Source organism: Protofrankia sp. Cr2, assembly GCF_963555885.1.
Classification (GTDB): Bacteria; Actinomycetota; Actinomycetes; order Frankiales; family Frankiaceae; genus Protofrankia.
Genome location: NZ_CAUVXG010000010.1, coordinates 64,456 through 84,470, shown reverse-complemented (window position 1 = coordinate 84,470; position 20,015 = coordinate 64,456). Strand labels below are relative to the sequence as shown.

The 20,015-nt window shown below is 69.5% G+C and carries 18 protein-coding genes; 4 read left to right on the top strand and 14 right to left on the bottom strand.

Annotated features, from left to right (window positions below; translation table 11 throughout):
* Nucleotides 1-244: 244 nt before the first annotated feature.
* The 5 genes from U9978_RS07590 to U9978_RS07570 all read right to left on the bottom strand — a co-directional run bounded on the left by U9978_RS07590 (nt 245) and on the right by U9978_RS07570 (nt 6,065).
* The gene (locus tag U9978_RS07590) at nt 245-1,213 is read right to left on the bottom strand and encodes a type II secretion system F family protein (RefSeq protein ID WP_322760342.1); all 969 of its coding nucleotides are present in this window, start codon (nt 1,211-1,213) and stop codon (nt 245-247) included.
* A complete protein-coding gene (locus U9978_RS07585; RefSeq protein ID WP_322760341.1) occupies nt 1,210-2,142 on the bottom strand; it encodes a type II secretion system F family protein in 933 nt (310 codons plus the stop codon). Before U9978_RS07585 ends, U9978_RS07590 begins: the two co-directional genes overlap by 4 nt.
* Nucleotides 2,142-3,392, bottom strand: a complete 1,251-nt coding sequence (locus tag U9978_RS07580) for a TadA family conjugal transfer-associated ATPase (protein WP_416210885.1) — start codon at nt 3,390-3,392, stop codon at nt 2,142-2,144. The genes U9978_RS07585 and U9978_RS07580 overlap by 1 nt, the downstream gene beginning before the upstream one ends.
* Nucleotides 3,393-3,517: 125 nt before the next feature.
* Entirely contained in the window at nt 3,518-4,636 is a 1,119-nt protein-coding gene (gene ssd, locus U9978_RS07575) for a septum site-determining protein Ssd (protein ID WP_322760339.1), read from the bottom strand.
* Nucleotides 4,637-5,039: 403 nt separating this feature from the next.
* Complete coding sequence (locus U9978_RS07570; protein ID WP_322760338.1) at nt 5,040-6,065, bottom strand: hypothetical protein; 1,026 nt, start codon at nt 6,063-6,065, stop codon at nt 5,040-5,042.
* A gap of 640 nt (nt 6,066-6,705) precedes the next feature.
* On the opposite strand from U9978_RS07570, the gene U9978_RS07565 reads away from it, so the two are divergent.
* Entirely contained in the window at nt 6,706-7,188 is a 483-nt protein-coding gene (locus U9978_RS07565) for a phage holin family protein (RefSeq protein WP_322760337.1), read from the top strand.
* Nucleotides 7,189-7,346: 158 nt separating this feature from the next.
* Nucleotides 7,347-8,366 (top strand): alpha/beta hydrolase, encoded by a 1,020-nt coding sequence (locus tag U9978_RS07560; RefSeq protein WP_322760336.1) that lies wholly within the window; start codon nt 7,347-7,349, stop codon nt 8,364-8,366.
* Here U9978_RS07560 and U9978_RS07555 read toward each other — a convergent pair.
* From U9978_RS07555 to nth, 4 genes are read right to left on the bottom strand one after another with little or no spacing between them, the layout of a single operon-like run.
* The gene (locus U9978_RS07555; RefSeq protein WP_322760335.1) at nt 8,344-9,519 is read right to left on the bottom strand and encodes a MarP family serine protease; all 1,176 of its coding nucleotides are present in this window, start codon (nt 9,517-9,519) and stop codon (nt 8,344-8,346) included. The two genes, U9978_RS07560 and U9978_RS07555, sit on opposite strands and share 23 nt — an antisense overlap.
* Before the next feature lie 19 nt (nt 9,520-9,538).
* Nucleotides 9,539-10,045 (bottom strand): cupredoxin domain-containing protein, encoded by a 507-nt coding sequence (locus U9978_RS07550; RefSeq protein WP_322760334.1) that lies wholly within the window; start codon nt 10,043-10,045, stop codon nt 9,539-9,541.
* Between the two features lie 53 nt (nt 10,046-10,098).
* A complete protein-coding gene (locus tag U9978_RS07545; protein WP_322760333.1) occupies nt 10,099-10,932 on the bottom strand; it encodes a CoA pyrophosphatase in 834 nt (277 codons plus the stop codon).
* Nucleotides 10,929-11,630, bottom strand: coding sequence for an endonuclease III (gene nth / locus U9978_RS07540; RefSeq protein WP_322760370.1), 702 nt, complete (start codon nt 11,628-11,630; stop codon nt 10,929-10,931). The genes U9978_RS07545 and nth overlap by 4 nt, the downstream gene beginning before the upstream one ends.
* Before the next feature lie 154 nt (nt 11,631-11,784).
* On the opposite strand from nth, the gene U9978_RS07535 reads away from it, so the two are divergent.
* Together U9978_RS07535 and U9978_RS07530 are read left to right on the top strand one after the other, a co-directional pair.
* A complete protein-coding gene (locus U9978_RS07535) occupies nt 11,785-12,021 on the top strand; it encodes a hypothetical protein (RefSeq protein WP_322760332.1) in 237 nt (78 codons plus the stop codon).
* A gap of 220 nt (nt 12,022-12,241) precedes the next feature.
* On the top strand, nt 12,242-12,931 hold the full coding sequence (locus U9978_RS07530) for a cyclic nucleotide-binding domain-containing protein (RefSeq protein WP_043607335.1): 690 nt from the start codon (nt 12,242-12,244) through the stop codon (nt 12,929-12,931).
* 427 nt (nt 12,932-13,358) lie between these two features.
* Here the strand turns inward: U9978_RS07530 and U9978_RS07525 are convergent, their stop codons facing one another.
* From U9978_RS07525 to U9978_RS07505, 5 genes are all read right to left on the bottom strand, one after another.
* Nucleotides 13,359-17,180 carry a tetratricopeptide repeat protein gene (locus U9978_RS07525; RefSeq protein WP_322760331.1) on the bottom strand — a complete coding sequence of 1,274 codons (3,822 nt, stop codon included), beginning with the start codon at nt 17,178-17,180 and terminating at the stop codon, nt 13,359-13,361.
* A gap of 276 nt (nt 17,181-17,456) precedes the next feature.
* Nucleotides 17,457-18,317, bottom strand: coding sequence for an MBL fold metallo-hydrolase (locus tag U9978_RS07520; protein WP_416210883.1), 861 nt, complete (start codon nt 18,315-18,317; stop codon nt 17,457-17,459).
* 73 nt (nt 18,318-18,390) lie between these two features.
* Nucleotides 18,391-19,314 carry an NUDIX hydrolase gene (locus tag U9978_RS07515; RefSeq protein ID WP_322760330.1) on the bottom strand — a complete coding sequence of 308 codons (924 nt, stop codon included), beginning with the start codon at nt 19,312-19,314 and terminating at the stop codon, nt 18,391-18,393.
* 3 nt (nt 19,315-19,317) lie between these two features.
* Complete coding sequence (locus tag U9978_RS07510; RefSeq protein ID WP_322760329.1) at nt 19,318-19,824, bottom strand: RidA family protein; 507 nt, start codon at nt 19,822-19,824, stop codon at nt 19,318-19,320.
* Entirely contained in the window at nt 19,821-19,988 is a 168-nt protein-coding gene (locus U9978_RS07505) for a DUF4177 domain-containing protein (protein WP_322760328.1), read from the bottom strand. The genes U9978_RS07510 and U9978_RS07505 overlap by 4 nt, the downstream gene beginning before the upstream one ends.
* Nucleotides 19,989-20,015: the final 27 nt, after the last annotated feature.

The window sequence follows — 20,015 nt, the reverse complement described above, 5'->3', positions numbered from 1 at the left end:
GGAATTTTTCTTCGATCCGTATAGGTATTATTTCGTGCGAATGCGTTGGTGGCGAGCGCGAACATCGCGCTGTGGATGACGGCCTGTTGTCCACAGGCCGGTTGGGCGTGGGTCATCGGGCCAGACGATTCACAGCAGGTTCTGACAGGTGCGCGTCCCGTGTCGCCGGACCCGGTGGGACCCGGTGGGACCCGCTCGGGTTCGGTCGGGTTCGGTCGGGTCCGGTCGAACCCGACAAGCGCGGTCATAGCAGTGCCAGACCCGTGCCAGCCCCTGCCACCACCGGCACGACCCCCAATGCAATGAATGCGGGCAGGAAGCACAGCCCGAGTGGTGCGACCGCGGCGACTCCCGCTCGGCGTGCCGCGACCAGAGCGCGTTCCTGCTGTTGTGCGCGGGTCTGGTCCGCGAGTCGTTCAAGCGTTGCCGCTAGTCGGGCGCCCGAGTCCTCGGTCCGGTGCAGCGCCCGTGCGAACGTCGCGATCTCACGCGCCGCCGTTGTGCCCTCCGGTACGCCTGTGATGGCCCACCAGCTCGGCATGGGCCGGCCCCCGGGGGCGGGCTCGAGCAACCGGTGACAGGCCTCGCCGATGGGCGCTCCAAGCCGCAGAGCGCGTCCGACCAGGCCCAGCTCCGTGCCGAGTGGTCCGCCGACCGCGTCGGCGACGATCTCCAAGGCCGCCACGACTGGTGCGCCGGCGGTCAGGCATGCCGCCATGAGGTCGAGGGCCAGTGGCAGGTCGTAGGCAAGGCGTTCGTGGTGGCGTCGGGTGTGGCTATCCGGCACAGCCGCCAACAGGCGGACTGCGGCCACGCCGAGAACGATGCCGCTCACTATTCCCGCGGGACCACCGAACACAACGGTTGGACCGATGCCGGCTGCGGTCCCGAGAGCGATCCGCCGAAGCACCGACCTGCCCGCGGCGGGTTGTGCTTCCTCGCTCGAACCGTAGCTCCAACGGTTCCCCCACCCGTTGCTCCAGCGGCGGATGCTTGCGCTGCGGTGGCCCTGCGCGGCTTCGTTGCGACCCTTCGACATGTGCCTGGTCACAAGCGCTCGCGTCGGCGTTGTGTCGGCCTGGGTCGGCGGGGTGAGCGAGCGTGTCCGACGCCACACATGATCGCCTAGTGTTGTGATTCCGGCCAGCCACGACGCCGACGCCATGGCTGTCGCCGCGGCGACAAGCATGGCCCACTGCGGCGGCCCGGTCACAGCGCCACCGCCACCATCGGCTGGACGTCGGAGCGGGGCTGGTCGGTCCCTCCCCGCGATCGAGCCGTTTCGGTGAGTCTGTTGATCCATGCCAGGCCGGCGAGGTCGAGCATGGCACCGATCGCGAGACAGACGGTTCCAACCGGGGTGTTGAGTAGGACGTCCAACGGGGAAGCGCCGATGAGCATGCCGAGCCCGATCCCGGCAAGAGGCAAGGCGGCGACCAGCCGTCCTGATGCGCGTGGTCCGGCGAGTGCTGCCGATACCTCGCAGTCCTTCTCCCGCTCGGCCCGGACCACCGCGGCGAGCCTGTTCGCCATCGGAGCCAGTGGAATACCGGCGATCTGGCTCACCCGCCAGGCGGCCGCAAGCTGGCGCAAGGTTGGCGCTTGGCAACGTTCCAATGTGGCCGCCGGGTCCAGCCGGTGGGCAAGCCCGGTGCGCAACGCCCGAGAGTCGCTCACACGGGTACCGCGGCGCGGCGGGCGGTGGCGAAAGCGCGGCCGATTCGTCTCATCACCGACGTCTTCGACGGCTGTGCGCAGTGCTTCGGACGGGCTTCGGCCCGCCTCCAGTTCGGTGGCGAGGGCGGCGAGCACCTCCTGGGCGTCGGCACGCTGAGCGTCGTGCCAGCGTCGTACCGCCGCGCGTCGCATGGCTCGGTGGGCGCTCACAGCGGCGACCACGGTGACGCAGGCCACTACCGGCCCGAAACAGGCGCCGCTGACAGCTGCCGCAGCGGCCCAGATCGCCGGTAGTACCCAGGTACGGGCTACTGGCGGTTCCGGTAGGTCGTTCACGTCCCTGCCGGACCGCCCGGTCGCCGGTGGCCTCGTCGTCGCCACCCGAACCTGTGGTGGACGCCGTCCGATCGGTCCCGAGGCGAGTGCGGCGGCAGCGGCTGCGCAGATGGTGGCCAGCGTCAGCATCACTGGCTGCCTGGGGCACTCTCGCGAAGCATGCCCGGACGTGGCCCGCCGCGTTCGGCAAGTAGTCGATCAAGGACGAGGGCGCCCGCCCCGGCCACGACCACGCTGGCCGTTGCCTCGCGTTCGGGGTCCGCCGGCGTTACGTGATGCTGGCGTAGGCGCAGGGCGCCGAGAACGCGGACAAGCCCGCTCTGGTCGCGGTAAAATACGCCGATTTCGGTAAGTCTGCGCATTCCATCACGATCTCGGTTGATATGGACGACAGCCTGTACCGCCGATGCGAGTTGGCTGTGCACCGCGGCGCGGTCCAGTCCGGCAAGCGCGGCGAGAGCCTCCAGCCGCGCCGGGACGTCCGCCGGCGTATTGGCATGGATGGTGCTCAGGCTCCCTTCGTGGCCCGTGTTGAGCGCGACCAGAAGGTCTACGACTTCGGCGCCGCGGACCTCACCCACAACGATTCGGTCCGGTCGCATCCGCAGTGCCTGACGAACCAGATCGCCCAGATCGATCCCGCCGGCACCCTCGATGTTGGGCGGACGGGACTCCAGCCGCACGACATGCGCGAGATCGGCGACGAGTTCCACGGTGTCCTCCACGACGACAACACGTTCGCCCGGGTCGACCCGACCCAGAAGTGCGGCCAACAAGGTGGTCTTTCCTGAACCCGTTCCGCCCGTGACCAGGGTTGCCAGGCGAGCGCGGACAAGCGCGTCCAGTACCTCCGCCATGGCAGGTTGTATCGTCCCGGTCACAACAAGGTCGCCCAATGTGAAGGGTCGCCGTCTGGGGATCCGCAGCGACAGACATGTCCCTGCTACCGAGACCGGGGCGAGCACCGCGTGCAGGCGGGTGCCGTCACCGAGCCTCGCGTCGACGAACGGGGTTGCCGCGTCGAGGCGCCGCCCGGTCGCCGCGGCCAGGCGGACCGCGAGGCGACGTACCGCGTCATGGTCGGTAAAGGTGACGGTGGATCGCTCGAGACCGACACCTCGATCTATCCAGACCTCGTCGGGTCCATTGACCAAAATGTCGGTTATGGCCGGATCGGCGAGCAGTGGCTCGAGTGGCCCGGCACCGACGAGCTCCGACTGGAGCGAACGGTGCAGTGCGAGCGAGTCGCTGTCGACCGGTCCGGTTTCCGCCCGGACCGCCATGGCGATTCGCGAGGATGTCAGCGTCCCGTCCGCGCTTACGAGCCTTCTCCGGATGCCGGCCAGGAGCGCCTCGTCCGGCTGCGTCCCGCCCGTCATACCGCAGGCAGCGGCCGTGCCCGGTGTGGGTCGTAGGTGATCTGTTCCGGCCCGTTCGACCGCGATGTCATGGGACGGATGACCCGGCGTGGCCCCCACGGTCGGACTGCCGCCCGGATACGCGCTCATGCAGCCACGTCCGCGTGCGCCAGACCCAGTTCGTTGAGGATCCGCCCGCTGACCCTGGCGAGAGAGCTCCGGCGGCGGCTACCCGGCGGTTCTCCTCGTTCGAGCCCGGTCGCGAGGCCCGATTCGTGCCTCAGTACCCCGGCAACCGGCAGCGCGAGCGCGTCCGAGACCGCCTCGGCATCCAGCCGGGCCGGGCCCGGGAGCCGCACGACAAGACGGAGGTCCGAACAGTGCCGGTTCGCGGTGTCGCAGATCCGGCCGGCGGCGGCGATGGCGCGGACCTCGGCCGGCACGACCACAATGATCATTTCTGCCACCTGCATCGCGATGGCGGCGGCCTGGTCGGGAAACCGGGGAAGATCGACGACGAGCAGATCCTTACCGCGCCGGGCACTGGTCAGCATTGAGGTCATGACGGCCGGCGGGATCGCGGTCGGGCTGGTCCTGTCCCAGGACAGCACGGCGAGGTCCCCGAGACAGGGCAGCGACTCGGCCAGCAACCGGCGGGGAGTTCGCCCGCGGGTCGCTGCGAGGTCCGGCCAGCGCATGCCTGGTCGATCCTCAATTCCGAGAGCAAGGTCGATCCCCCCGCCGAGCGGGTCGGCATCCACCAGCACGGTACTGAGGTCTCGGCGCAAGGACGCCAGGGTCAACGCGATCGCGAGACTGGTGGCCCCTGCACCGCCTCGCCCACCGATCACGCCTACGACGGTGGCGCGGCGCTGATTCGGTTCGGTGGCGGTGGCGAACGCCTCGACGAGCCAGTCTTCCGCGTCCGGCAGGAAGGCCACATGCTCGGCGCCCAGACGCACCGCCGCCTCCCATACGCCACCGTCGTCGAGGTCGGAGCTCAGCAGGACCACGCCCGGACGCCGTGGCAGGCCGGCGGCCACGCATGACGCCACCCGGTCGGCGCCGACGACGACGAGCGGGGCGTTGTTCCAGTACCTGCGGGCGAGGTGCGCGTCGACCACGGCGTTCACGGTGACGCCGGCAGCCGCGGCGAGCCGGAGGACGTTGTCGAGGAGCTGTGGATCATCGGTGATGGTCAGCGGCCGGAGGCTCGGTTCGGGCTCGGGTACAGCCAGGGCAGGAGCGGGCGGTGCGGACGTCATGGCAGTGCCCTTCCGTCGTCGGGGATGGGGACGGATGCTCACCATGACGCATATGGGGCTTGTGGAGGATTTTCCCTCCACAAGCCCCATATATGGTCTAATTAAGATTTATACCGACTCAGAGCTCCTGGAGGACCCAGAGTTCCTGGAGGACCCAGAGTTCCTGGAGGACCCAGAGCAGCCGGAAAGAGGAGCGTGGCGACCGGGGGGACGGCTCCCGTTTGGGGGGCGTCGCGGGAGCCGTCCGTGGGATCTCGTCGTCAGCCGCCAGGGATCCCACGATTGCCGGACGAGGGCGCGATGGGCTCGCTCGACATTGCCGATGCGTACCCTTTCCGTGGGCGGCGAAACCGTCATCCGGGCGCGGTTGCGGCGTGCCCGCCCGCCCGCTGGCCGGCGCGCCTCAGCTGGCGCGGGTGATGGCCTCGCAGATGGCGAGGGACTCGCGGGCACCCAGCTCCACGGCCCGTGCATAGTGGATGATCCATTGACCGACGCCCCGGGCATCGGTCCCGATGTAGGCGCGTGCCGCCGCGGCATAGCCACCTGGGGCGCCGCCGGTGCACGTCTGCTCGCCGGGGATCTGCGCGGCTTCCACATGCCCGACATCCGTGGCGGTCACGGCCTTGGGGTCCAGGCCCCGGCTGATGAGTACCAGCCGTCCGGCCGCCCGGGCGATGATCCCGTCAAAGGCACCGAACGGACGGATGGCCAGCAGTTCGCCCTCCACGATCGCCGCCGTGATGATCGCCGGGGCGGACGTCCGGGCCAGCAGCAGCTGTGTGAGCCCGTCCAGCCGCGCGGTGGCTTCGGCGGGTGTCGGTGCCGGGCCCAGGGCAAGGGGATCCGCCGGGTCGGTGCAGCTGCCCGCTGTGGCCGGGGTGGGCAGGTCGTCCATGACGGCCGGCTCGACGGCCGGGCTGGACCGACCCGCTACCCGTGGGCGTCCGAGATCGGCGTCGGTGAGCAGGCCGCGCGCGACGAGCACGTGCATCCGGGCGAGTGCCTGGCGGGGTGCCCGATCCCAGGTGTCGCGAAGTGTCCCCAGCTCCGCGTGGAGCCGGACCGCGCCCAGCGTGACCCTGAGCGAGTCACTGTCACCGGCGACGGTCGCCACCGGAAGATCGTGGACGAGGTGGTCGCGCAGATCGTCCAGATCGATGTCGTGACCGTCCAGCGCTGCTGATGCGCGCGCGGTGCGCAACGATGCCTCGGCTGTCACCTTGGCGCTGTCGCGGCGCATGACTCGGTGTCGTAACAGGGTGTCCACCGACGTTCGGGCAGCGGTGACCGCGTCGGTGACGCCCGGCAGGGTGGCGAGGCGGGCCAAGGGGTCCGGCCCGACTACGGCGGTCATTGCCGGTACGCTACCGCCTGCCCGCCCCATGGATGCCGCCCCATGGATGAGCAGCTGTGCAACGGCAGGCACGATGGGTCTCCGGTTACGCGGGAAGGCCCATGATTGCACGATCTGTGGTCGATCAGGTATGCATGGTAATTCTGGTCGCCTCGCGGGACACTCGGGGCAGGACATCTGCGCGGGACATCCGGTGAGCGTTGCGTAAGTGGACGAACGCGATCTCGCCATGGTCCACATGTCACACTGAGGGCGTCCGAAAGTCCGGAAGAAAATGCCCGGACCGGCCAGGTATGCGCATCACAGCGCGTCTGGGCGGCGGACCAGCTCTGGACGCGGGACACTTCGCACGAGGGGTCCGCGGCGGGTGATACGGGATTGTCGTACCCCACCTGATCAAAGGATGATATGATCATGGTTTTCGTGCCGCCGGCGGCCCGGAGACTGGATGAACGCGGGGGAGTTGTGGGCCGCCAAGGCGGTCCTCAAACGCGTGCACAACAACCATGGACGAGCGTTGCGGATGTGTTGACTGTCGCCGATCGGGCACCATCTGGTGACCTGGACGGTATCGGGCGCTGCCTTGTGCCGCGACCTGTACGACCGGCAGTCACCGCTGCGACGGACAACCCGTGCCCAGTGGGCCGAGGCACGCGGTCAGAAATCGTATCGCGCGCCCGAGGCTCCAGGGCCGCCAGAAGGAGGACCAACCGTGTCGACTCCAACGCAGAACCGACCAGCGGCCCGGGAAGCGACCCTCGGTGAGCTCGTCGCGCTCGCGGCGCGAGACCTGTCGCTACTCGTCCGGCAGGAGGTCGATCTCGCGAAGGCGGAGCTTTCGAAGCAGGCGACGTCTGCCGCGCTCGGCGTAGGCTTTCTGGTGGTTGCCGCCGGTCTCGGGTTCGGTGCTCTGATCGCAGTCACGATCGGGCTCGGCGAGCTGTTCACCTGGGCCGGAGTGGAGCGGTTCTGGGCGTACTTCCTAACCGCACTGCTTTATCTGGTCGTCGCCGGGGTGTTGGGCCTGTTCGGGGCAACGCGCTTGAAGAAGATTTCGCCGCCTGAGCGCACCTTGCAGACGGTCAAGGAGGACATCGCGTGGCTGAAGCACCCGACGGCACTCGCGGACACCGGGGCGAACCACTCCAACGGGCACATGTCGGGTAACTCGCGGAGCTCGGTGCCCATCCACTGAGTGCCCATCCACTGAGGGTCCATGGACCCTCCACCGATGGAACATCGAGGGTCGCAGAGATCTCATAAGGATCACACAGAAATCTCACAGCGATCAAAATTTCATGGTAATAACATGGAAAGCGTGCGGAAGGAACATATAAGTAATTCTGAGATGCGATGGAGGCCCTCGTTCCAGACGTCAGCGCCGTTCTTGTAGACGGTCCGTGGCAGCACCGTGACGTATCCGCGAACGGCACCCGCCTGCATGTGGCCGAAATCGGCGACGGCCCGCTGGTGCTGTTGCTGCACGGTTTCCCGCAGTTCTGGTGGGCCTGGCGCCATCAGCTGACCGGTATCGCCGCGGCCGGATACCGGGTGGTGGCTGCGGACCTGCGTGGCTACGGCGCCAGTGACAAACCGCCGCGTGGGTATGACGCATTCACCCTGTCCGGCGATGTCGCCGGTCTGGTCCGGGCGCTCGGCGAGCGGGATGCGGTGATTGTCGGGCACGACTGGGGCGGCGTGGCGGGGTGGACGACGGCCGCCCTTTTCCCGCGGCTCGTGCGCGGACTCGTGGTGCTCGCGATGCCCCACCCGCTGCGGGTCCGGCATGAGATGCTGGCCCGTCCACGCGGCCAGGGCCTCTCGGGCCGCCATCTGATCACTTTCCAGCTGCCGTGGCGTCCAGAGCGGCAGCTGGTCGCCGACGACGCGGCTTATGTGGGGCATCTGTTGCGGTTGTGGGGCGGTCCGGGCTATCCGGAGGCGGAGGTGGAGCGCCGTTATCGTGAAGCGATCCGCATCCCCGGGGTTGCGCACAGTTCCATGGAGTACCATCGGTGGGTTTTCCGGTCGCTGTTCCGGCCGGACGGGGCCCGTTTCGCGGCTGCGTTGCGCCGGGAGTCGGTGACCGCGCCGACGTTGCAGCTACACGGCCGCCTCGACCGGTACATGTTGGCGCCGACCGCGCAGGGTTCCGGGCGTTACGTCAGTGGTCCCTACACCTGGAAGCTGCTGGACGGGGTGGGGCACTTCTTGCCGGAGGAGGCGCCGGACACCATCACCGATGAGATCGTCACCTGGCTTGCATTTCAGGAGACTGGTATTCAAAAAATACCACAGCGTAACATTCTGGACCAATCAGTCAGTCGTAGCCCTACCAGTGGTAGCCCTGCTAGTCGCAGCCCCGGGTGCTGACGGCGGCGGTGGCGACGCGGCCGGCTTTCGCCGAGCCGTCCACCTCGGCGCTGGTCAGCGCATACCCGGTCTCCGAGTCGTTCGTCGCGGCGGCGAACACGACTCCGAAGACGGTTCCCGTCTCGGACAGCAGCGGCCCGCCCGAGTTTCCCGGCAGCACTTGGCCGCGGACGGCGTAGATGTCACGCACCACCGTGCCCTGGGAGTAGATGTTGGGTGCTCTGGCGGTCTGCCGGTTGCGGATACGTGCCGCCGCCGTCGTGTAGGGACCGTCCTGCGGGTACCCTGCGACGACCGCGTCGTCCCCCGCGCGACCCTCCGGGTCAGCCTGGAAGGCCAGCGGCGTCCGGTGCAACCCCGGCACGTACAGAACCGCGATGTCAGTGTCCGGATTGAACAACACCACCCTGGCCGCCATCATGGTGTTGCCCACTTCGACCTGTGGCCGCGGCACTCCGGCGACGACATGGGCGTTCGTCATCACCCGCTCCGGGGCGTAGACGAAGCCGGAGCCCTCAACCTGTTTGGAACATGAGGGCGCGACACCCCGGACCTTCAGAATGCTGGCAGCCGCCGTCTGTACGCCGGTGGTGGTGGCAGCCTGTGCGTCCGGCGGATCGACCGGGATGATCCGTCCGCCGCCGAGGTTGGCGAAGACTTCCGGGAAGCCCTTCTGGTCGGCAAGCTGGCGGAGATCGGCGAAGGCATGCCGGACAGCGTCCGGCATGGCCCCGTCGACGGTCCTGAGCACAGCTGATCGGCGGACGAGTTCGGCGAGGGTGCTGAACGGGGACCGGTCGATGGCTGTCGCCAGGAGCCATGCCACCAGCAACACCGAGATCCCCGAAAGCAACGCGCCGGCGACCGCGTCGACGGTCTGGCCGGGGCGCCATGTGAGGCGGTTGCGCAGCGCCGCACCGATGGCGGTGGCGGCGATCTGCCCGATCAGGGCGAGTACGAGGACGACCAGGATGCCGACGACGGCACCGTTCGTCTCGGCTCCGATCAGCCGCGCGAACGGCGCGGCGATGTTCGCGCCCAGCACGCCGCCACCGAGGAAACCGACGAAGGACAGCGCCCCGACGACGAAGCCCTGCCGGAAGCCGGACACGCCGAAGACGATCACCGCGGCGAGCAGGATGATGTCGAGCATTCTGGCGGCCCGCTATCCGTTAGCTGATTGTTAGAGTGCCACGCATGCTCGGGTGGATCGTGCAGACGAACGGGTACTGCCCGGGTTGATCTATCGTAAATGTCACCGATCGTGGTGTATCTGTCGAGGCGTAGTTGGTCCGGGCTGCCGGAATCGTCGGGATCACGAAGTTGTGCGGGGGAGAGCCGCGCTCGACGGTCAGGTTCACCGTGATTTTTCCGGGTTTCGCAATCAGTGTCGAGGGCGAGAACTCAAGCGATGCCGTGCCCACGATGTCGAAGATCTGGACACCATTTTCGATCTTCGGTGTGGCACTCGCGGCGGCCGTGGCCGAACCTGCCGAACCGGCCGGCTGATCGCTTCCGCAGCCGCTGAGGCTGAGGCTGAGGAGCAGCGTCGCAAGGACGATGCTGATCGCAGCGCGACCAACGCTCGTTCCCGTACGGATGCAGGCGGGACGCCTGCCGGGCCGGTCGGGCCGGGGCTGTGGGCGCTGGGAACTGCGTGGGCCCGTTGTTGCGCTCATGCGTGCCTCCGGTCATTCATCGAGCGGGCTGACCGTATCGCCCGGGTGTGCACTCATTCGGAGCCACCCGTCGGTTCCGGTGTCCGACCGGCGTCGGCGGGCACTCCGGCGGGCACTGACGTGGCAGGTGCGGGGGCCTCCACATGCTCAGCCGGGAGCCATGAGCGCTCCCAGCCGCCCATCCGCAACAACGCGTCGAGCAGTCCGCCGGTGAAGCCCCAGATGAACATGTCGTGGGCGCGGAAGGCCGGGCCCAGATAGCCGGTGCTGGCGTGGTGGACCAGCACCCGGTTCGCCGGATCCGCGAGCGTCGCGACGGGTACCCGCGCGACCGACGACGTCTCGTTCGGGTCCAACGGCGCTACCGGGCACGGCGTGTGCCACCACGCCAGCACCGGCGTGACGAGGAAGTGGCTGGGCGGCAGGTAGAGAGCGGGGCCGGTGGCCAGCACCCGGACACACCCTGGGTCCAGCCCGACCTCCTCCTGCGCCTCCCGCAGCGCGGTGGCGGCCGGGGAGGCGTCGGCGGGGTCGGTGGCGCCGCCGGGGAACGCCGGCTGGCCGCCGTGGCTGCGCAGGTCGGGCGCCCGCTGGATGAGCAGGATGTCCGTTCCGTCCGGGCTGTCTCCGAGCACCATGAGGACGGCCGCGGGCCGGGCGTCGCCCGCAGCCGGTGCAGGGGTGCGCGAGAGATCCTCGGGGCGGGCCGCATGTAGGGCTTCGGCCAGGTCGGTGAGCCATCCGGGCTGGTCAGGCGCGGCCGGGGCGGCCGGGACAGCGGGCCGACCGAGCTCGGCGGAGCCCTCCGGCGCGGCACACCCAGGGGCCGACCGTGCGGCCGGAACACCCCGAGGATCCGGCGCCGGTCGGGGAGTTCCGGTGCTCAACTGACCGCTTCGACGTCCCCGCGGACCAGCCGCGCGGCATCATCCGGGGTGGTCGGGCCGAGGCCGAACGAGGGGCACAGACGGGCGAGACCGCACGCTCCACATGCCGGGCGGCGGGAGTGGCAGATCCGTCGACCATGAAAGATCATACGATCGGAGGCGATCGTGTAGTCGCGCCGTTCGAGGAGTTCGGCGAGGTCGCTCTCGACCTTGACCGGGTCGGTGTTGTCGGTGAGCCCGAACCTGCGGGACAGGCGCCCCACGTGGGTGTCCACCGTGATCCCGGGTATGTCGAAGGCATGTCCGAGTACCACGTTGGCGGTCTTGCGGCCGACGCCGGGCAGGGTCACGAGGTCGTCGAGGCGGCCGGGCACGGTGCCGGCGAAACGGTCGACCAGAGCGGCGCCGATGCCGATGATCGAATGTGTCTTCGCTCGGAAGAAGCCGGTCGGCCGCAGCATGGCTTCCAGTTCCGTGCGGTCCGCGCCGGCGTAGTCGCCGGCCGTGCGGTACCGCGCGAACACCGTCGGCGTCACCTCGTTGACCTTCTTGTCCGTGCACTGCGCGGACAAGACCGTGGCGACGAGGAGCTCGAGCGGGTTACCGAAGTTCAGCGCGATCCGGGCATCCGGGTGGAGCTCACCGAGAATCCGGACGATCTTACGGGCTCGGCGTGTCCGCGCCAGCGGGCTCTCCATGGCGGTGTCGACGACGGCGGGCACGCTCCCAGGGTAGCGGGCGAGCCGATCACGCCAGCCGTCGGTCGGCGCGGCGGGTGTGTTCAATGTCGCAGGACACATCCAGACCCCACGTGTTGGTTACGCACAGTCGTCCGTCACCATGGTGCCCGCCATGTTTCTGATTGCTGCGGTCTCCTTCCCCCTCGTGCTGCTCGCCCTGCTGCTTGCCATGGAGCGGGTCGAGCGCCCCCTGCGTGCCGCCGATTCGGGGCAGGGTCTGGAGGGCTTCCTTGACAACGCCCGGCCGGACGAGGTGAACACCTTCGTCTCTCAGGGTCTTCCGGTTGCGCTGGAGCGCTACCGGCGACGTTTGCGGCGATCACCGCCGGGTAAACATCGAGCGGTGTGAAGGTGGCCCTCATTTGGACTTTCGTTGATTTTTCTCGTTTTTTGACTACATAGCGTTATGTCTCCTCTCGGTGTGTGCCTGTGTCGGCTCGTGATCCTGGGTGCGGGCGGGCTGGTCAGGCCTGAAATACCCCGATTGGGCGGACCTGTTCGAGACCCGACAGCCTGTTACGGCTTTCAGGTCGTGCCCTTTGGCTCCACTCCTGGCATGCTCGGACGCCGTGGACGATCTGCTTGCCCGTGTTCCCATGTTTGCCGGCCTGTCCGAACAGGATCGACAGGCCCTTAATGATCATCTCGAACGTCAGAATGTTACCCGAGGCGACGTACTGTTTCGTGAAGGTGAAACCGGAGACCGCGTCTTCGTCATCCTTGCGGGAAAGGTCAAGATCGGACGCGCCGCGTCCGACGGCCGCGAGAACCTCCTCATGGTGATGGGTCCCGGGGACCTCTTCGGTGAACTATCGTTGTTCGATCCGGGGCCTCGTACGGCCAGCGCGACCGCGGTGACCGACGCATCGTTGGTCTCTTTGGAGCACACCGCGCTGCGGCCGTGGTTGGCTACCCGCCCCGAGGCGGCGTCGCTGCTGCTTCGGGTACTGGCACAACGCCTGCGGCGAACCAACGACTCCATGGCCGACATGGTGTTCACCGACGTGCCTGGACGAGTGGCCAAGGCCCTTCTTGACCTGGCTGAACGGTTCGGCGAACCGGCTCAGCCCGGCAACGAGGCAGCCGGGGTCCGAGTCGAGCACGGCCTCACCCAGGAGGAGCTCGCCCAACTGGTCGGGGCGTCCCGCGAAACGGTCAACAAGGCACTGGCGGATTTCGCCACCCGCGGTTGGCTGCGGTTGGACTCCCGTGCCGTGGTTCTGCTTGACCGGGAGCGGCTCGCCCGGCGCGCTCGCTAGATCCGGCCTGAAGGGGGCACAGGCCGGCCCGCATCCCACACCAGCGGGTCCAGGCAGCGCACCTGCGCGCTGCCTGGACCCGCCTTGACACCTGAGCTGTTTTTACACCTGAGCTGTCGTGAGACCCGAGCTGTCGTGTGACTGCACTGCTTCGAGATCGGTCCGATCCGACACTGTGCGTCTGATTGGACGCTTAGTGGTCGGCGCAGCCACCCCGGCCCCACTCCTTGATCTGCATTCCCTTCGGTGCGACGAGTGGAAGGATGACGTCAGGAGGCGCCGGTTTTCGGGCGGAAAATGTACGTCAACCATCCACTCGTGCCGGGCCGGCTACCCACCAAGGCGTCGCTGTCACAGCGGCTACACATCCGTGCTGCCGCCGCCGGCCCCCACTCGCCGACCTGCACATCCGCTGTTGCCGGTAGCGCTATGCCTGTCCGCTCGGTTCCGCGGCCAGTCTGGCGATGGTCGGTGGCGACGTCGGGGGTATGGCCAGTGGTGCCGTCGGCGGCCCGGTCGGTTGTCCGGCTGCATGCCCGGCTGTTTGCCCCGCCGACGCCATGGTCAGGCCCGTGGCGCAGTTGTTCCCCGTCACGTCCGGGCCGGTCGCAACGGTCGGAACAGTCGGAACCGTGGCGAGCAGCCGGCGGGTCTGTGGGACCTCACTCACAGCGCCTGTCGCGGTCGCCGCGTCCAACGCCTTCTCGTAGGCCGCCCGAGCCTCAGCAGGTTTCCCGCTGGCGACCAGCGCGGTGCCCAGCGCCCGCCAGGCCAGCACCTGGGCGCGGACGTCCTCCGCCTCCACCTCGACCGCTCGCCGAGCGATGGCCAGCGCCTCGGCCGGCCTGCCGGCGTCGAGCAGGGTGCCGGCGAGGTGAGCGTAGGCCTGCCGGCGTGGGAACAGCAGGGTCGCCGGTTCCCCGGCGGCCAGTGCCTCCTCCAGCAGGCTGATCGACTCCTGTAGTCGCCCGCGGGCCCGGGCGACCTGGGCGATCAGTACCTTCGCCCCCAGCTGCGCGTGGGGTTGCAGCTCAAGACCGTCGAGGGTTTCCAGGGCGAGGGACGCGGCCTGCTCGGCCGAGTCGATGAGCCCGGCGTCGAGCCGGGTCAGCCCCAGCAGGACCAGAGCCAGCGCACCCACGACCGCGTGGCGGCCCATGTTCGCGGCGGCATGAGCGTCTTCCAGATGGGCCGCGCCGCGCTCCGGGTCGCCCGCGCCGCGGGCGGCGAGCCCCTTGGCCACCAGGGTGAGTGCGGCTCCCCAGGTGTCACCGGTGGCGTGGAACAACTCCGCCGCGCGCTCGGCCCCAGCTTCGGCCTCGGCGATGTCCCCGAGTTCGGCGGCGGCGACCGCGTCGATGGTCAGACATACGGCCAGGCCCCATCGTTCGCCCAGCGCCTCGGCCATCTCGATCAGCTCACGCGAGATCTGGCGGGCCCGGCTGAGTTGACCTGACAACAGCCAGACCAGCGCTTCGGTACCGGCGCACCAACCCAGGCCGCCGGTGTCGTCCAGCCGCCTGAAGACCTCGGAGGCGTCCCGCAGGTGTTGCTCGGCATTCGGGTAGTCCCCGCGGGTGGTCGCGCTCCAGGCGAGGTGTTGGAGGGCCCAGCCGACCCCGCGTGGGTCGCCGACCCGGCGGGCCAGGGTCAGCGCATCGGTGAACCGCTTCTCGGCGTGGCGCACCCGGCCGGCGGCGTACTCCACCAGGCCGAGCTGCCGCAGGGTCGCCGCCACCAGCCGGTCGCTGCCGGCGAGCTGGGCCTGTTCCAATGCGGTGACCAGCGCGGTGGCGGCCTGATCGTCCCGACCCTGTTTGTGTCGGAGATCGCCCAGGACGCGGTACGCGGCCGCCCGAAGCTCCGGTGTGGTGACCCGGAGCGCGGGCCGAAGGGTGCGTTCAGCCTCGTCCAGCCGGCGCAGCGATGCCAGTGCCTCGGCGTGCAGCACGACTGCCCCGAGGTCGTCGATCTCGCTGATGACACCACGGCCGAGCCTGCGTGCGCTCGTGATCAGATCGCTGGCGCCGCGATGGTCGTCGCGGGCCAACGCCGAGCGGGCGACCCGGACCAGGGCATGGAACCCTGGTTCGCGAGCCGACCACGCGGGGTCCGTGGGGGCAAGAGCCATCGATGCGGCCAGGTCGTGGGCGCGTTCGGCGTGGTGTCCAACGAAGGCCGCGACTTCGGCCTCGGAGCCGTTGAGGAACTCCACCCCCCATTGTGCGGCCGCCGCGTGCCGGCGGGCCCGTTCGACCTTGGGCAGGCCGGCGTAGGCCACGTCGCGGGCCATCGGATGGACGAACGTCCACAACGGCTCCCCGGGATGCGCAGGCCGCAGGAGCTGGCGTTCGGTGAGGGTTGCCAGGGCCCGGTGGACCTGGTCGCTGCGGCGGTCCTCCAGTGCGGGCAACGCATCAGCCGGGAACCGGCTGCCGAGCACCGACGCGGACCGTAGGACGGCCTTCGCGATCGGGTCCAGGTCGTCGATGCGGGCGGCCAGAACCGACTGCACCCCGGCCGGCAACGTGGTCTCCGGCAGGGATCCCTCAAGTACCCACGCGGACGGCTCGATGCCCGCTGCTTGGCGCCGGCGCGTCCGTTGCACGGTTGATCCCGACGCGCTGAGTTCCTCGGGGCGGACCGACACCGGGTCCGCGCCCTGCGGACCTCGGTGCAGCACACCTCGGTCCACCAGCAGGTTGAGCAGCTCGGTGAGGAAGAACGGGTTTCCGTGCACCCGCCCGAGCAGCGCGGCGCGGGCGTCCGTGCTGAGTTCTGCGCCGCCGAGGTAGTCGCGCAGCAGTCTCGCCGCGGCGGCCTCCGGCAGCGGCGCCAGGGCGAGCAGCTCCGGGTTGGGCAGCCCGGTCAGGGGCGGGGCCTCACGGTCGAGCAGGACGAGCAGGATCGGTCCGCGCAACCGGCTGGCGAAACGCCGTAATCCCTGCCACAGCGCGGTTGTCGCCCACTCCAGATCATCTAGAATGATCATCAGTGGGCCGTCGTCGGACAGCCCCCCGAGCAGGACGGCGACGTCGTCGACGATCGCGTCGACAGCTCGGACGGCGGGATTGTCAGGACGGCTGTCGCGGCCCGCCGGATCACCCGGCGGGGTGTCCGGCGTGACGGTCGAGCGGCCCTCGGGCGGGACGCCCAGCAGGGCGAGCAGTTTGTCCGCGATACCGCCGGGGATGCGGGTGCGCGCGGCCGGGTGCTCCAGGCGGCTGACGGTACGCCGGACCCGTTCGGCGACCCGGTCCGGACTGTCGCCCTCGCCGACCCCGGATGCCGTCCGCACGATGTCCATCAGCGGTGCGAGGTCACGCCCGTCGCCGTGCCGGACGGTGCGCCCCCACAGCACCCTTGCGTCGGGCTGAGCGCCCACCCGGCGGGCGACCTCCGCCGCGATGCGGGTCTTGCCGATCCCGGCCTCACCGGTGACGATCACCGTCCGCGGCTGGCCGTGGGTGACGACGTCCCGGAAGGCGGACACGAGCACCGTGAGTTCCTGGTCGCGGCCGGTGAACGGGGCATCGTCACCGTGACCGGGCCGGGCGACGTTCGACGGCCGCAGACTGACCAGCTCATAGGCCGGGACGGGTTCGCGCTTGCCCTTGAGCTTCAGCGCCGGCAGCCCCCGCCAGGTCGCCACCGAGGTGGTGGCGACCACGGTGTGGTGCCCGGCGTACACGGCGCCGACCGCCGCCGCGTCGGACAGTCGTGCGGCGGTGTTGACAGTGTCGCCGATCACCGTGTAACTCAGGGACGCCTGGATGCCGGCCAGTACCTCGCCGGTGTTGATCCCGACCCGCAGGCCGAGATGGCGCCCACCACCGGCTTCGTCGGTGACCAGCCGGCGGACGGTCTCCTGCATGGCGGCGGCCGCACGGACGGCCCGCTCCGGGTCGTCCTCGTGCGCGGTCGGCGCGCCGAACACGGCCATGATGCCGTCGCCGGTGAGATTGTCGACCCGTCCGCCGACCTCGGCGACATCGCGGGCGAGCGCGGCCAGCACCCGATCGGTGACCTCACCGACCCGTTCGGGGTCGAGATCCTCGGCCCACGCGGTGAAGTCCGAGAGGTCACCGAACAGGACGGTGACCACCCGGCGCTCGGCACCCTCGTCCGCACCCAGGCCGTTCTCGGTCTGGAGGGGCAACCCGCAGTGGAAGCAGAAGCGTCCGCCGGGGACGGTGGGTGTGCCGCAGCGCGGGCAGCGCAAGGTTCCGGCGATGGGCGATGTGATCATCGGCGTGCCCTGCGGCCGGGGCATGGCACCAGCATCGAGCCGGCTTGCCCGGTATGTGGGGGTTGCCGGTATCGCGTCCAGAGTCGAGACATTCTGGCGCGGTCGGACAAATGCGGAGCGTTACGCACGGGTAGTCGCCTCCCGGCCGCGAGCATAAGCCAACCGGACAAGATCCTCTGTTCCTGCTGATCTTAACTGCTTTCGGATGGCCGGGGAGCTACCTGGGATGTCCGGAAGAAGTCGTGTCCTGCTTCGTACAGTGATAATTCGGCTACCTCAACAGGACGGTCGGGACGGCGGGCGTAGGTACTCGACCTGGGCGCGGACCGAGAGCTCAGCCGCCGGCCACAGCGCGGGGTCCACGTCGGCGTAGACCCGACGGACGATCTCCGGGGCCGTTGCGTCGCCTGCCTCGAGCGCCGCGCGGACCGCCTGCAGGCGGGCCTCCCGGTGCCTGAGGTACGCCTCGGCCACGCGCCCAGCCGATGCCAGCTCGGGTCCGTGACCAGGAAGGATCATGGCGTCGCCCAGTTCGCGCAGGCGCCGGAGGCTCGCCAGGTAGTCGCCCAGCCGGCCGTCGGGATGTGCCACCACGGTGGTGCCCCGCCCGAGGATCGTATCGCCGGTGAGAACCGAGACTCCGTCGTCGGTCGCGTCGGTTTCCCGGCAGCCGGTGTCGCGATCCCCGTCCCCGTCGGTGTCGTCGGGGCCGGTCCGGTGGTCGCCGGTGAGGACGAACGACAGCGAATCACTGGTGTGCCCCGGCGTCGCCAGCACGCGGATCTCCACGCCGGCAGCCACGATCACGTCACCTGCGGCCAGCCCCTCGTCGCCGAGTCGGTGCGTGACGTCCAGGGCGCGGACCGGAGCGTTCGTCAGGGCGTGCAGCGGCGCCGCTCCCGCGCTGTGGTCACTGTGGCCATGGGTGAGAAGGATCATTTCAACAGGTCCCGCCGCGACGATCGCGTCGAGATGGCGCGGTTGCGGCGGGCCGGGGTCGACGATCACGGCACCGGTGGCTCCGCGGGCACGCAGAATCCAGGTGTTTGTGCCGTCCAGCGTCATCGGGCCCGGGTTGGGTGCGAGCAGCACCGCCGCGAGCGCAGTCACCTGCCGGGGCATGACCTGCCGCGGCATCGCCGGTCGGGGCATTCCCGGTCGGGATATCGCAGGTCCAGACGGCACCGCGGCCACCACCCGTCCGCGATCGTCAGCCGATCGAGTCATGGTCGGCGATCGAGTCATCGTCGCCGTCGTGCTGGAAGACGAGGCGGGCCCCACCATCGTGAAGTGAGATCCTCGGCATGATCGGTTGGATGGCCCGGGTCCCGGCAGCCGTCAGGACCGCCTCGACGCTGTCGTAACCGACCAGCTCGCCGAGGGTGTACGCAGTTGGTGGCATGAGGTTCAGCCGGTCCGCGCTGAATTCCTCGAGCGCGGCCGCCGGCGACGTCCACAGCAACCGGTCGGACTCGCCCGGGATCCGGCGGGTCCGCTGTGTGGTCGGCATCGCCGCGACGAAGAACCAGGTGTCGTACCGGCGGGTTTCGACCTCGGGCGTGATCCAGCGAGCCCACGGGCGGATCAGATCGACTCGCACGCCGAGACCGCGGCGGGCCAGCACGGCTGCGAGGTTGGTCGCCCGGGTCTCCAGAGCAACGCGGTCAGCCTCCCAGCTCGGGTCGCTGACGTCGGCGGACGTGCCGCCGTCCGGTCCGGCGAGCAGGACACCGCTCTCCTCGAACGTCTCGCGTACCGCCGCACACACCAGTGCCCGCGCCAGCGTCGGTTCGGCCCCGGGCGGCAACGTCGCCTCCGCAGGGCCGAATCGGTCCAGCTCGGCGTCGCCGTCCGCCTGGTCCACCGTCCCACCTGGAAAGACGTACATTCCGGCGGCAAAGGCCATCGTGGACACCCTGCGGAGCAGGCAGATCTCGACCCCGCAGGCGCCCGTCCCGCCGCCGGCGGGACGTAGGAGGACTACCGTGGCGGCGGCACGGGCAGGTGCCGGCGTGTCGATACCGGGACGGTAGGACCGCGCCGCGTCGATGATGCCGGCCGGTAGCCGCTGGGGTAGCCGCTGAGACAGACGTCGGAGCTGGTCCTCGGTCACCCCGTTCGTCGGATCCGCCATTCGTCAGATGTTAGAACAGATGCTGGCGACCAGCTCGATCTCGACCGGAGCGCCCAGCGGCAGGACGGCCACGCCCACGGCGGAGCGAGCATGTCGCCCGGCGTCGCCGAACAGCGCCGCGAGCAGCTCGCTCGCGCCGTTGACGACCGCCGGCTGGCCGGTGAAGGCGCGCACGCTGGCGACGAACCCGACGACTTTGACGATCCCGCTGAGGGCATCGAGGCCGCCGGCAACCGCGGCGGTGGCTGCAAGGGCGTTCAGCGCGCAGACGCGGGCCAACTCGGCGGCGCGCTCGGGGGTGACCAGGCCGCCGTCCACGACTGCGCCGACCGGACCGTGGTCGGTGAGCGTGCCCTCCACCAGCGGCAGTTGCCCGGCCGTCCACACCAGATCGCCGTGGCGACGTGCCGGCAGGTAGGCGCCCGCCGGCACGGGTACCGCTGGCAGCGCCAGGCCGAGCGCGGCCAGACGCTGCGACGGGGTGGCCGCTCCGTCGTCCGCGGGCGTCATCTCGCCGAGGCGTTGGTCGGGCGCTTGAAGTACGCGACCAGGCTCTCAGGGTTGGGACCGGGAACTATCTGGACGAGCTCCCAGCCGTCGGCGCCCCAGGTGTCGAGGATCTGCTTGGTCGCATGGATCAACAGCGGCGCTGTCGCGTACTCCCAGGTCGTCATGACACGAGACCCTAATGGTCATCGTCG

Coding starts and splice junctions, on each gene's coding strand:
- U9978_RS07585 (WP_322760341.1), bottom strand. CDS start 2,142: ATGCTGACGCTGGCCACCATCTGCGCAGCCGCTGCCGCCGCACTCGCC.
- U9978_RS07580 (WP_416210885.1), bottom strand. CDS start 3,392: ATGACGGGCGGGACGCAGCCGGACGAGGCGCTCCTGGCCGGCATCCGG.
- ssd (WP_322760339.1), bottom strand. CDS start 4,636: ATGACGTCCGCACCGCCCGCTCCTGCCCTGGCTGTACCCGAGCCCGAA.
- U9978_RS07560 (WP_322760336.1), top strand. CDS start 7,347: ATGGAGGCCCTCGTTCCAGACGTCAGCGCCGTTCTTGTAGACGGTCCG.
- U9978_RS07555 (WP_322760335.1), bottom strand. CDS start 9,519: ATGCTCGACATCATCCTGCTCGCCGCGGTGATCGTCTTCGGCGTGTCC.
- U9978_RS07550 (WP_322760334.1), bottom strand. CDS start 10,045: ATGAGCGCAACAACGGGCCCACGCAGTTCCCAGCGCCCACAGCCCCGG.
- nth (WP_322760370.1), bottom strand. CDS start 11,630: ATGGAGAGCCCGCTGGCGCGGACACGCCGAGCCCGTAAGATCGTCCGG.
- U9978_RS07535 (WP_322760332.1), top strand. CDS start 11,785: ATGTTTCTGATTGCTGCGGTCTCCTTCCCCCTCGTGCTGCTCGCCCTG.
- U9978_RS07525 (WP_322760331.1), bottom strand. CDS start 17,180: ATGATCACATCGCCCATCGCCGGAACCTTGCGCTGCCCGCGCTGCGGC.
- U9978_RS07520 (WP_416210883.1), bottom strand. CDS start 18,317: ATGCCGCGGCAGGTCATGCCCCGGCAGGTGACTGCGCTCGCGGCGGTG.
- U9978_RS07515 (WP_322760330.1), bottom strand. CDS start 19,314: ATGGCGGATCCGACGAACGGGGTGACCGAGGACCAGCTCCGACGTCTG.
- U9978_RS07510 (WP_322760329.1), bottom strand. CDS start 19,824: ATGACGCCCGCGGACGACGGAGCGGCCACCCCGTCGCAGCGTCTGGCC.
- U9978_RS07505 (WP_322760328.1), bottom strand. CDS start 19,988: ATGACGACCTGGGAGTACGCGACAGCGCCGCTGTTGATCCATGCGACC.